Origin of the sequence: Bradyrhizobium jicamae, from assembly GCF_018130215.1 — a bacterium.
In the GTDB taxonomy this organism is placed as follows: domain Bacteria; phylum Pseudomonadota; class Alphaproteobacteria; order Rhizobiales; family Xanthobacteraceae; genus Bradyrhizobium; species Bradyrhizobium jicamae_A.
This window is the reverse complement of the sequence record NZ_JAFCKQ010000001.1, coordinates 245681-258446: the sequence shown is the minus strand read 5'-3', so window position 1 is coordinate 258446 and position 12766 is coordinate 245681. Positions and strand designations below refer to the sequence as shown.

Here is a 12766-nt window from a genome sequence, read left to right as displayed (position 1 = left end):
TCGAATGCAGCCCATTCTGGAGATCCGCAACGGATCGAAGCTCTTTGGGAAGATCCCGGCTTTCCAGGAGGTCGATTTCGCAGTATCGCCCGGAGAGGTTCACGCAATCCTGGGCGAGAACGGTGCCGGCAAATCAACGCTGACGAAGGTCCTGGCCGGCGTCTACAAGCTCACCTCCGGAGAGATGCTTCTGAATGGCGTGCCGGTGCGCCTGTCGACGCCTGCTGAAGGATTGCAAAACGGCATCGTCATGGTCTACCAGGAGACCAATCTCGTTCCGTCGATGACGGTTGCTCAAAACATCTATCTCGGCGAGGAGAAGACCTTCAATCGGCTGAGGGGGCTCTACATCCAGGCGCGGCAGTTCCTCGCCGGGATGGGCTTTCAGGTCGATCCCACAGCGCAGGTCGCGCAGCTGGGCGCAGCTCAAAAGCAGATGGTGGAGATCGCGCGCGCGGTCCATCACAAGGCGAAGGTGATCATCTTCGACGAACCGACGGCAACGCTCACACCGGAAGAGAAGCGGCACTTTTTCAACCTGATCCGGCGCCTGGTGGCCGATGGGGTTGCGATCATCTTCATTTCGCACGCGCTTGAAGAGGCGCTTCAGCTCGCCGACCGCATTACAATTCTCCGGGACGGGCGGCTCGTCGCTTCGGATGTCAAGGCGGCATTCACGCGTGAGACGATCGTTCAGGCGATGGTCGGTCGCAATCTGACCGAGACCCTGCATGGCGACCACGGCCGGACGGCGAGACCTTACGGAGAACGGGTGCTCAGTGTGGAGAACCTCTCCTCAGGCACGATGGTGCGCAATACGTCCTTCTCGATCTTCGCCGGACAGGTGACCGGTGTGTTCGGCCTGGTCGGCGCCGGCCGCACCGAAATGATGAGGGTGGTCGCGGGAGGGTTGAAGCGCGACATTTTCCATGGCGGCGAGATCAACTATTGCGGAAAATCGGTCCGCTACCGGGTGCCGCGCAAGGCGGTGCGCGACGGCATCGTCTACGTCACGGAAGATCGCAAGTTCGACGGTTTCTTCGAGACGATGACGGTGGCCGAGAACCTCCAGTTGGGCGAACTCTCGCGCTTCTCGAACCCGTTGTCGATCATCTCGATGGCGCAGGCGAAGGAACTGGCCCGGCAATGGGCCAGCCGACTGCAGCTGCGGTCGATCAACGAAAAGGCTAGAGTGATCGAGCTGTCCGGTGGTAACCAGCAGAAGGTCGTCATTGCGAGGTCGCTGATCCAGAAGCCGAAGCTCGTCATCTTCGACGAGCCGACCCGCGGCGTCGACGTCGGAGCCATCGTCGAGATCCACCAGTTCATCAACGGGCTGGCTGACCAAGGCTTGGCTGTTGTCGTGATCTCCTCCTACCTGCCGGAAGTGCTGGCACTCTCGGACCGCATCCTGGTCGCCAAGCGCGGCAAGATCGTCGAAGAGATCAAGGCGAGCGATGCGACCGAGCAGCAGATCATGTACGCTGCCGTTCACTAGGGACTTGCTCGAACGATGAATGAGATTGCTGCGATGAGGGTCGGAATTGTCGGTGTCGGCCTGATGGGCCATGGAATCGCAAAGAACGTCCTGGCACGGGGTGGCTTTCCTCTGGCCTTTCTCGATCATCCAGGCAATCAGCCCGTTGACGATCTCATCGGCCTCGGTGCCACGGCCTGCAAGACTCCCGGCGAGGTCGCCGACGCCTCGGATGTGATCATCCTTTGCGTGACCGGATCGCCCCAGGTCGAAGCGATCCTCACCGGCGAGGTGGGCGTTCTGTCCCGCCTCCGCAAAGGGACCGTCATTGTCGATTGTTCGACGGCATTGCCGGAATCGACACTGCGGATGGCCGCCGCCGTCCAGGCGGCGGGTGGACGCTTCCTCGATGCGCCGATGACGCGCACGGCGAGGCATGCGGAAGAAGGAACGCTGAACCTTCTGGTCGGCGGCGACGACGCCGATCTTCGCAGAGTCCGCGCAGTCCTTGCCTCTTTCACCGAAGGCGTGGAACATGTCGGCGCGGTGGGCTTTGGCCATCGGCTCAAATTGCTGCATAACTACGTGTCGATCGGCTTCATGGCGCTGCTCGGCGAAGCCGCGGCGCAGGCTGCCGATGCAGGCGTCGATCCGGCGATTTTCGTCGATGTCCTCGCCAAGGGAGGCGGAGCTGGCGTTGCGCTCCAGCGCATGGCGCCTGCAATCGTGATGGGTGACACCGGCACGGTCCCGTTCTTCATCGGCAATGCGCTGAAGGATATCGCCTACTACCAGACGATGGCGGGCAGCGCCGGAGCATCCAGGGCGATCGCCGACGGTGTTGGCGTCGCGATCGCGGCCGTGGTCGAAAACGGTCACGGCCAAGCCTACATTTCGGACCTGGCGCGGCTGTTTCGCAAGACAAAGCCGGTAGCCCAGGCGGAGAATGACTGTTGAGACAGGGAAGTAGCCAGATGACTATCCGATTTCCAGTAGACGGCCGAACTCGCAAGATGTTCATCGATGGCGCGTGGGTCGAGGCCCGCTCGGGGAAACTCTTCGAGACGCGCAACCCCGCGACCGGCGAAGTGATCGGTCGTGTCCCGCGTGGGGATGCCGGCGACATCGGTCTCGCCGTCACCGCCGCCCGCCGCGCCTTCGTGGGACCCTGGAGTCGCTTCAAGCCGTTCGAGCGACAAGCTCTGCTCCTGCGGATCGCCGATCTGTTCGAGAGGCACTGGGAGGAGATCAGCCAGTCCGACACCACCGACATGGGCATGCCGATCGTCAGGACGCGGGCGAACAAGCTTCGCGTGCTTGGCATGCTCAGATACTACGCCGGCATGGCGACCGCGATTCACGGGCAGACAATCGACAATTCGCTTCCGGGCGACATCGTCTCGTTCACGCGGAAGGAGCCCGTCGGCGTGGTCGGTGCGATCATCCCCTGGAACGCGCCAACGGCTGCGTCGGTATGGAAGATCGGACCGGCGCTTGCGACCGGCTGCACCATCGTGCTCAAGCCCTCCGAGGAGGCGCCGCTGACGCCGCTTTTGATCGCGGATCTGATGAACGAGGCGGGCGTGCCGCCCGGTGTCGTCAACGTCGTGACCGGGACCGGCCCCGAGGCGGGTGCGCCTCTGGCCGAACATCCCGGTGTCGACAAGATCGTCTTCACGGGGTCCACTGCCACCGGCCAGGCAATCATCCGCGCCTCTGCCGGCAACCTCAAGCGGGTGTCCCTCGAGCTCGGCGGAAAGTCGCCTGTCATCGTCTGCGCCGACGCGGATCTCGACAAAGCGGTGCCGATCGCCGCGATGGCAGCGTTCGCCAACTCGGGCCAGATCTGCATCGCCGGCTCCCGCCTGTTCGTCGAGCGGGCGATCCACGACGAGTTGGTCGAACGGCTCGGGAAGTTTGCTTCGGCGCTGAAAATCGGTGACGGTGCCGATCCCTCGACCGAGATCGGACCTCTCGTTTCGGAGCGACAGCTCGACAAGGTCGAAGGCTTCCTGAAGAGCGGACGCGACGAGGGCGCGAAGATCGTGACCGGAGGCCGGAGACTAAGGGAAGGTAATCTCGCGAAAGGCAACTTCGTCGAGCCGACCGTCTTCGCCGGCGTTTCCGACAACATGCAGATCGCCCGTGATGAAATCTTCGGTCCCGTCATTTCCGCACTGCCCTTCGACACGCTCGATGAGGCCGTGGAAAGAGCCAACGCAACGCCATACGGGCTCGCGGCGGGTGTTTTCACGCGCGACGTGAGCAAGGCCCATATCGTTTCGCGTGGTCTCCGCGCGGGGTCGGTATGGGTGAACACCTATCACGCCATCGATCCCGCTTTGCCGTTCGGCGGCTACAAGATGAGCGGATATGGTCGCGAAGGCGGCACCGAACAGCTCGACGAATACCTGAACACGAAGGGGGTCTGGATCAAGCTGGACTGACCCGGACAGTTTCGGGTTCGCGCTCAGTCGCGACGACATGTGCCCCATCGACCGTTTGATCCAACCGGCGGTGCGCCGACGCGCGCAATCGCCGCCGCGACGGACATGACGTGACCACCCCGAGATTCAACTCACCGAGCGAGTATCATGAAGGACAGTTATAAGATTGCGGTCGTGCACGGAGACGGCATCGGACCCGAAGTCGCCGGTGCGGCGCTCGAAGTGTTGCAAGCCGGTGTCCAGGCCGGCACGCTTCAGTTCGAGGAATATCCGGCAGGGGCCACTCATTTTCTTGAAACGGGAGATTCGTTCCCGGCAAGCTCCTTTGAGGGCTGCCGCGCGGCCGACGCCGTCCTGCACGGCGCAGCCGGCATTCCAGGTGTGGTTCATCCTGACGGGACCGAGGCGGGCCTCGATTTCACCTTGCAGCTGCGTTTCAAGCTGGATCTGTTTGCCAATGTGCGCCCCATCAAGCTCTACAAGGGCGTCCCGTCGCCTCTTGGACGTCCAGGTCCGATCGACTACGTCATCGTAAGAGAGAACAGCGAGGGACTCTACGCCGCGCGCGGCGCAGGCGCGTTGCTCAGGGAAGAAGTCGCCGTCGACACCCTCGTCCAGACCCGAAAGGGCATCGAGCGTGTGGTCCGCTTTGCGTTCGAACTTGCAAGAACGAGAAACGGTTCGCCGAAGGACGGGCGGCGGCGCGTGACGTGCTGCGACAAGGCTAATGTCTTGCGGACCTATGCGTTCTTCCGTGCGGTCTTCGATGAGGTCGCCAGGGAATATCCCGACATCGAAGCCGAACACGTCCTTGTTGACGCGATGACGGTTCATCTCATCAACAAGCCGTCCCATTTCGACGTCATCGTCACCGAGAACATGTTCGGCGACATCATCTCGGATCTCGGCGCAGCAACGATCGGCGGCATGGGTGTTGCTCCGTCGGAGGAAGTTGGCGCCGGCGTTGGTCTGTTCCAGGCTTCGCACGGCTCAGCTCCCGATATTGCAGGAAAGGGGCTCGCCAATCCCTACGGGACCATTCTGGCATCCACTTTGATGCTGCGGCGCCTGGATCAGCGCCACAAGGACGGCCGGCTGCGGCTGGGTGCCGACAGGATCGAGGCGGCGGCTCGCGCCGGGCTGGAGGACGCTGCGCTGAGGACGCGTGACATCGGCGGCACCGCAACGACGAGGCAGGTCGTGGATGCTCTCTTGAAGCTGTTGTGAGCGCCGGGCCTCAGCCAAGCTGAGCGAGGCTCGACCGGATCAGTGCAATCAATTGCTCGGTGTTCGGGCGTCGGATCTGCCCGCGCCCGGTGATCAAACCGATCTGGCGAACTCTGACATGATCGGAGATCGGGATCACACGAAACTGCTGCGCGCCAGCCTGTACCAGAGCGACCCGCGGTACGATTGCAACGCCGAGGCCGGAGGCCGCCAGGGCGACCGCCGTCGTGGCCGCCTGGACTTCGAACTGGACATCGAGGCGGATCGCAAGCGTCTCAAGCGTCTCGTCGATCAGCCCCCTGACTGCGGTCGACTTTGACAACAGGATTGCCGGCTTGTCGACGAGATCAGCGAAGCCGATGCTTGACTGCCCGCCGTCGAACGCTGGCGGTACGCAGGCATAAAGGGGATCGTCGAGGATCGGCTCGAACTCGAAGTCCTCCATGCTCGGCAACTGCGGACCAATGCCGAATTCGACATCCTGCCGCTTCAGCAGTTCCAGCATCGGCGCCGTGGATATCTCCATGAGTTGCACCTGGCTTCGCGGGTAGCGGACCTTGAACATGGCAAGGATGTTGGGAAGCCATCCGGACGCAAGTGTCGGAACGCACGCCATTCGAATGTGACGGCTGCGGGACTGGGCCGATTCAGTCAGCAAGTCGAGCCCGGACTGCACTTCCTGAAGGGCGCGCTTTGCCTGCTCGAACAGGATTCGGCCCTCGGGCGTGAGCATGACCTTTTGCGGTGTTCGGCGAAACAGAAGTACGCCGATCTGCTCCTCCAGGTCGCGGACCTGCATGCTGACCGCAGAAGGAGACCGGTTCGATTCCTCGGCAGCTTTGCGGAAGCTTTCGTGCTCGGCTGCAAGCAGGAAGGTATGGAGAAGCTTGAGATTGATGTTCGACAAGTCTTGATGTCCTGCTTCTGCGTTTCCGCGCATTTGACGTGGATGGACGAGGCCTCCGTGTACTGGATCGGTCCCTTAATATCGGGCGGCGATTGGCACGCATATCGGGCCGCAAATTCCGACCGTCGCGACGGCATTCGCAAAGAGATTGCGATGCAGCAAAGATCGGGCTGGGAAGCCCAAGCAGCGCGGCGCCTCGCAATAGCGCGCCGCTGAAAGCGCGCTTCCTCTGGATGCATCGGCGAGGCGGCTGGCCTGCTATCCATCTTCGGCATTGCCGTCTTCCGATATTTTTTGCGCTCTCGCAAGAAGGGTTGGACTGCGTCCGTATCATATCCCGTTTGTCCGTCCCGGACACCTGGATAGTCCTTGCGAAAAGATGTTCAGGCCCCGAGCGCGCGCCCCCCGGACGGTTCGAGCAGTCCGACCAATCGCGTCCGCTGCTGGCAGGTATCGCCATGTCCTCCCTGAGGCCGTCGCGCGATTTCATGCCCTGCCGAGCAGCCTCCCGGATCTTCGAGGCCACGTGGGTTCGCGCGCCCGTCTCGTCGCGAGAGACGTTTACGCAGACGGCGTCGAGGACCGTGCGCAAGAGCGCGGTGGTTTTCCTGGACCGCAGGTCGGAAGTGCGAGTCTTCCCGGCATCGCCATTTTAGTTCTTTCGAACAGCAAGACGACCTGGCGAGTGCTGCCCGCGTCGTGGCGGTCAGAAGGCCGAATATCGTGACAGGCGAAAAAAGGGTTCGGCCTCGAAGGTCGGATCGGTCGCCAGGCGCGCGAGCCTCTGCCCGATTGCCGGAGCGAATTTCGCACCATGTCCGGAGCAGGCCGAACAGACGACCAGCCGGGTGTCAGGCCATCGATCGATGATGAACTCCTCGCCCTGATCCGGTCGGCGATCGGCAGCCGGTGTGTTTGTATAGAGGCAGATGTCGCGATCGACGATCGGTCCGGCTGCGCCCGGCACCAGGGTGGCCAGGGCCTCACTGACCGGGCCCAGTTCGCGGTCAGTCGCCGGCGGATCCCAATCGTCGGGACCGACCGCCGGACCGTGATTGTGGGGCGCCGCCTTGACGCCGCGCGATTCGAAGTTCGGAAAGCCGTAGACGACATCGTTGGGGCCGCGCTCGAGGATGAAAATAGGCAACCGACCGAGCTCCACCGATGCGGGCCTGGCGGGCCTGAACCAGCCGACCGCCTGGCGCGTTATCCGAAGCAGGGAGCCGAGCTTCGGCAGCGCACGGCCGAGCCATGGACCGAGAGCCAGGATGGCGCGTTCGGCAAAGAACGCATCGTTTGCCGTCCTGATCGACACGCCGTCCTGGCGCGGCTCGAATTGCGCCGCTTCGGTGATGACGCGGTCGCCGGCTCGCGCGCGCATGATCTCCATGACGACCTCGGTCCGCAGGATGGCACCACCGTCCTGCACGACCACGTCCCAGCCATCGGGAAGGTCAAAAGCCGGAAATCTCCGGTTCGCCTCGGCTGGAGTCAACACAGGATCCGGAAGGCCCTTGCCGATGGTCGCAGCGCGCGAAGCCGCGACCATCCTGGAGCCGGGGAGGCCGGCCTCGAGCACCGGTGTCGGCGTGAGGATGGTTTTCCCGTGGTCGTTCTGGAGTCGCATCCAGCCGGCGTGAGCCTCGTCGCTCAGTGCGGTGTAGTTGGAATTCTCGAAATTGAAGCGGCGAAATATCCGGCAGGAGCCGTGCGATGAGCCGCGATTCGAGCCCGGGCCGACAGGATCAAAACCCAGCGCATCGACGCCCGAATCGAGCAAGGCATCGAGGGCCGCGCTTCCCATCAGGCCGAGGCCTATGACGGCGACATCGCACTTTCGCATGGCGGCTCCTCCGATCCGGTCGACAACGCCGACATTCTCGCTCCGGTTTCTCCCGAATAGAAGGCCTGGGTATGACGTGAAGATCGGAGGTCATCGTGCTCGATCGAGATTGCATGTTTGCCGCCATTGCGAGCGAAGTGAAGCAATCCATTGCGTCGCATATGCGGACCGGTGGATTGCTTCGTCGCTTCAGCGCAAAATTGCTTTGCAATTTTGTCGCGAGCTCCTCGGGACCGCGGATTTGGAGAAAGATAAGCCATTGTTATCACGAAGGATAAGCCAATTCTCCAGAACTGCTGCGCTGCGGCCAAATTCTGTCACGAAGCCGCAATTCCGTTGGCGAGCCTGTGCAAGAATTTGCGGACGGGCATTGGCTTTCGACTCGCGCCCGGCGCATCATGCCCGGCGTCGCCGATGACGACATTCTGCAAGGTGCATGGAGGGAATGATGGCCGAGTCGAAGGTTGAGACCACCCGGAGTGCGAGCGCAGCGTCGCCATCCGGCGAGAGTGGTGCTCCCAGCGAGCTTGCGGTCGCGACCGTCCGCACCGTGCCGATCGGGCAGTCGGAGTCTCGCTCCGAGCACGACCTGCTCGGCGAGGACGAGGTGCCGGCCAACGCGCTGTGGGGCATCCATACCAAGCGCGCGGTGGTGAACTTCCCGATCACCGGCGTGCCGGTCGGCCATTTCCCGGAATTCGTCCGCGCACTGGCGCTGGTCAAGCAGGCGGCGGCGCGCGCCAACAGGCGGCTCGGCTATCTCTCTCCGGAAAAGGCCGACGCGATCGACAAGGCCTGCACGCAGGTCGCGACCGACAAGGTCTATGCCGAATCCTTTGTCGTCGATGCGATCCAGGGCGGCGCCGGCACCTCGACCAACATGAATGCCAACGAGGTGATCGCCAACGTCGCGCTCCGGATCATGGGCCGCAAGCCCGGCGACTATCACGCGCTGCATCCGAACGACGACGTCAACATGGCGCAGTCGACTAACGACGCATATCCGACCGCGCTGCGGCTTGCGGTGATTTTCGCCACCCAGCCCCTGGTGCGCGCGCTCGATGACCTCGCCTATGCTTTCAAGGGCAAGGCGGTGGAGTTCGCCGACGTCCTGAAGATGGGCCGCACCCAGCTCCAGGACGCAGTGCCGATGACGCTCGGGCAGGAATTCGACGCCTTCCACGTCACCGTGAAGGAGGACGTCGCGCGATTGAACGAGATCTCGAGCCTGTTCCGCGAGGTCAATCTCGGCGCGACCGCGATCGGCACCGGCATCAATGCCGATCCGCGCTATGCCGCGCTTGCGGTCGAGGAACTGTCGCGGCTGTCGGGCCAGCCGATGGTGCTGGCCTCGAACCTGATCGAGGCGACGTCGGATCTCGGCGCCTTCGTGCTGTTCTCCGGCGTGCTCAAGCGCGTCGCGGTCAAGGTGTCGAAGATCTGCAACGATCTGCGGCTGCTGTCGTCGGGGCCGCGCACCGGCATCGGCGAGATCCGGCTGCCCGCGGTGCAGGCGGGCTCCTCGATCATGCCCGGCAAGGTCAATCCGGTGATCCCGGAAGTGGTCAACCAGGTCGCCTTCCTCGTGATCGGGCACGATCTCACGGTGACGATGTGCGCCGAGGGCGGCCAGTTGCAGCTCAATGCATTCGAGCCGACCATCGGCTACTGCGTGCTGAGCTCGCTGCGGATGCTGACCGCGGCGATCGATACGCTGACCAAGCGCTGTGTCGAGGGCATCGAGGCCGACCGCGAGCGCTGCCGAAGCCTGGTGCAGGGCTCGATCGGCCTGATCACGGCGCTGGCGCCCGCGCTCGGCTATGAAGCGAGCTCGCGCGTCGCGCGCCGTGCGCTGAAGGAGAACCGATCGGTCGCCGATCTCGTGCTGGAGGAGAAACTCATGACCGAGACGCAGCTCAACCAGCTGCTCGAGCTCGAAGCCATGACGCGGCCGGCGCGCCGCCAGGGTCCCATGCCGAAGGAGTGAGGGCGTTGGCATGGCCCATGTTCCTCTCCCGCAAGCGGGAGAGGTGCAGCCGCTCGCCTGCTCTCAGAGCGTCTTGATGAACTCGATCAGCGCGCGCCGCTCGTCTTCCTTGAGCTCCGGCCCGATCACGCCCGGATGCTTCGCGTTCGAGAATTCGTGTCCGGAATTGCTGTTGCCCTGCTTGGTGGTGTCGAGCAGGAAGCCGTTCTTGATGCTGACGTTCGAGACGTAGCCGAGATCCCTGGCGTCGTATTCCCGGCTGCCGAGCCAGAACTGCGCCGGCCGATCCTTCACCGGCGACAGCAGCGCATAGATGCTCGGCACCGAGCCGTTGTGCAGATAGGGGGGCGTCGCCCAGATGCCGTTGAGCGGCCGCACCTTGTAGGCGATCGGTGCCTGGATGCCGGGCGGCCGGTAGCCGTTGATCCGTTCGCGATCCGCGGCAGCGGTGTTGTTCTGGTCGTACCAATAGTTGACGGTATTCACGACCAGGTCACGCAGCGCAAATCCGAAACCGGTGTCCTTGATGCCGAGGTTGGGTGGCGTTTCGACGGTGCGACTCGCGAGGCCATCGGCCTGCGCGCTGTCGGTGCCGATATGGCTGATCGGCACCATCTCGACGTCGAGCAGCGGCTGGCCGGCGCTGTTCTTGATCCACCGCTTATGGTCCTTGAACAGTGCGAAGGCCTCGCTTGCCGGCAGCGCCTTGCTGTCGATCGCCGGACCGTGGCACCCCTGGCAGTGCGCCTTGTAGAGGTCGCCGCCCTTCTTCGCGAGATCCATGTTGATCGCCGGCAGGATATTCTCCGGCCATTTCGGCGAAGCCAGGCCGCCAAAGCCCGTGTCCTCGCTGGGCGGATCGCCCGCGATCATCCGCTCCATATCGTACAGCACGTCGACGCGCGAACTCGACTTGAACAGGCCCCTCGCCGGGTCGAGCAAATTGAGCTCGGCGGACACGCCAAGCGATTCGCCGGCATTGCGCACCATCGGCTGCATGATCGAGCCGTCATACTGCACCCAGCTGAACCACGGCGCGTTCCAGATCCGCGGGAAATGCACCGGCGCCGAATGCGAGGCATAGTTGTTCGGATTGTTCAGGTCGATCGCGAACACCTGGTTGCCGATCCGGTTCAGCGCGTCGAGCCGCGCATAGCCTTCCTCGACGCTGTTGGCGGCGACCTTGGCCTCCAGATTGTTGATATTGGCGTATTGCTTCAACACCAGATCGAGCTGGCCGCGCAACGCCATGCGGTCGTCGAGGCCGGCGTCCTTGCCGAGGATCTGGTCGGCGAAGCGCGAGAAGCGACCGGGCCAGAAGCGCGTCAGGAACAGCGACACGCCGACCGCCTTCTGGAATTCGAACAAATTCGTGTTGGCCGGTCCGCCGTCGATCACGATCTCGGTGCCGCGATAGGTGAAGCTCCCGGTGTGGCAGGCCGCGCAGGTCAGCCCGATCCCGGTCATGTCGGTCTTGCTGCGCGGGTTGCGCCATGGCGCTCCGTTCGCATCCAGCATCGCAGTGCCATGCGCGAATCCGATCGGAAGCGGATCGGGTTTGCCCGGGATCACCGTATCCGGAATGAAGCCGAAGCGGGCGAGGTAATTGATGTCGCTGAGGGGCGGCTCGGCGGTGAACAGCAGCCACGGGATCGTCGGCTGCTCCAGCGCCATGAACCATTCATGAGGGATGAGGAAGGTTCGGGTGCCCTGGTCGGCGTGGTAGAACCAGCTCAGTTGCTCGGCGCTGACCTTCTGGTCCAGCCAAACGGTCTTCGTCGGCGGCTGGTAGTCGACGGCCTTGACATTGAAGCCGCTGACGACGGTTTCGAGATCGTCCTTGAAGTAGGCCAGGCCGGCGACGACCAACAGTCCGATGATAATGATCGTCTTGCGACGCATGCCCCATTCCCCGCTTCGCAGTCACTGCGTCATATTGTTCAGGTATTAAAATCTTACTCAGGTTTTAAAGGTCGCCAAAAATCGATTCGCGCCTGGCGTGTATCGGGCCACATGCCATCCTACAGTCGCGGCGCGTGATCTCACAACGGAAATATCCCGGCCTGATGTGAGCCAGTTCACCTTTTGCCGTACACCCGCGGCGGCATTTGCGCGCATCGTGACGGAAAGCTACAACCGGTCCATCAATGCTTCCCGAGGCCCCGCGTGAACGCCAACTCCGCGCAACAACTCACCATCACGGTCTCGGAGCGCGAGGCGGTGTCCGCGCTCCTGCTGCATCCGGCACAGGCGCGCGCGGCCTATGTCCTTGCCCATGGCGCGGGTGCCGGGATGACGCATCCGTCGATGGGGGCGATCGCGGAAGGGCTCGCCGAACGCGGCATTGCGACGCTGCGCTATCAATTTCCCTACATGGAGAAGGGCAGCAAGCGGCCCGATCCGCCTGCGATTGCGCAGGCCGCGGTGCGGGCTGCCGTCAAGGAGATGGCGCGCCGTAGCGGCGATCTGCCGTTGTTCGCGGGCGGCAAATCCTTCGGTGGGCGGATGACCTCGCAAGCGCAGGCGAAGGCGCCGCTCGACAATGTGCGCGGGCTGGTGTTCTTCGGCTTCCCGCTGCATCCGGCCGGCAAGCCGTCAAGCGAGCGGGCCAAACACCTTGCGGACGTCAAGATCCCGATGCTGTTCCTGCAGGGCACGCGCGATGCGCTGGCCGAACTCGATCTGCTGCAGCCGATGGTGAAGGGGCTCGGTGCGCGCGCGACACTGCAGCTCGCGCAGGAGGCCGATCACTCCTTCCACGTGCTCAAGCGCTCCGGCCGCAACGACGCGGAGGTGATGGCCGAGGTGATGGATGCGTTCGCCGCGTGGATAACGAAGGTCGCATAGCCCGGATTGCGCTTCGCTCCAACCGGGGTAC

At 63.3% G+C, this 12766-nt stretch carries 9 protein-coding genes; 6 read left to right on the top strand and 3 right to left on the bottom strand.

Features of this window, described 5'->3' with window-relative positions; translation table 11 throughout:
- The first annotated feature begins 4 nt into the window (after positions 1-4).
- The 4 genes from JQ586_RS01170 (at position 5) to JQ586_RS01155 (ending at position 5151) form a co-directional block, all read left to right on the top strand.
- A complete protein-coding gene (locus JQ586_RS01170) occupies positions 5-1498 on the top strand; it encodes a sugar ABC transporter ATP-binding protein (RefSeq protein WP_212392641.1) in 1494 nt (497 codons plus the stop codon).
- 15 nt (positions 1499-1513) lie between these two features.
- Entirely contained in the window at positions 1514-2434 is a 921-nt protein-coding gene (locus tag JQ586_RS01165; RefSeq protein WP_212392640.1) for an NAD(P)-dependent oxidoreductase, read from the top strand.
- 56 nt (positions 2435-2490) lie between these two features.
- On the top strand, positions 2491-3924 hold the full coding sequence (locus JQ586_RS01160) for an aldehyde dehydrogenase (protein WP_283815406.1): 1434 nt from the start codon (positions 2491-2493) through the stop codon (positions 3922-3924).
- 147 nt (positions 3925-4071) lie between these two features.
- Positions 4072-5151: an isocitrate/isopropylmalate dehydrogenase family protein gene (locus JQ586_RS01155; RefSeq protein ID WP_212392638.1), complete on the top strand. Its 1080-nt coding sequence runs from the start codon at positions 4072-4074 to the stop codon at positions 5149-5151.
- Positions 5152-5161: 10 nt separating this feature from the next.
- Here the strand turns inward: JQ586_RS01155 and JQ586_RS01150 are convergent, their stop codons facing one another.
- Together JQ586_RS01150 and JQ586_RS01145 are read right to left on the bottom strand one after the other, a co-directional pair.
- Positions 5162-6058: a LysR family transcriptional regulator gene (locus JQ586_RS01150; RefSeq protein ID WP_212392637.1), complete on the bottom strand. Its 897-nt coding sequence runs from the start codon at positions 6056-6058 to the stop codon at positions 5162-5164.
- 706 nt (positions 6059-6764) lie between these two features.
- On the bottom strand, positions 6765-7901 hold the full coding sequence (locus tag JQ586_RS01145) for an FAD-dependent oxidoreductase (RefSeq protein WP_212392636.1): 1137 nt from the start codon (positions 7899-7901) through the stop codon (positions 6765-6767).
- Positions 7902-8349: 448 nt separating this feature from the next.
- On the opposite strand from JQ586_RS01145, the gene JQ586_RS01140 reads away from it, so the two are divergent.
- Positions 8350-9888, top strand: a complete 1539-nt coding sequence (locus tag JQ586_RS01140) for an aspartate ammonia-lyase (RefSeq protein WP_212392635.1) — start codon at positions 8350-8352, stop codon at positions 9886-9888.
- Between the two features lie 63 nt (positions 9889-9951).
- Here the strand turns inward: JQ586_RS01140 and JQ586_RS01135 are convergent, their stop codons facing one another.
- Positions 9952-11790, bottom strand: a complete 1839-nt coding sequence (locus tag JQ586_RS01135; RefSeq protein WP_212392634.1) for a cytochrome c — start codon at positions 11788-11790, stop codon at positions 9952-9954.
- A gap of 264 nt (positions 11791-12054) precedes the next feature.
- On the opposite strand from JQ586_RS01135, the gene JQ586_RS01130 reads away from it, so the two are divergent.
- The gene (locus JQ586_RS01130; protein WP_212392633.1) at positions 12055-12735 is read left to right on the top strand and encodes an alpha/beta family hydrolase; all 681 of its coding nucleotides are present in this window, start codon (positions 12055-12057) and stop codon (positions 12733-12735) included.
- Positions 12736-12766 lie beyond the last annotated feature (31 nt).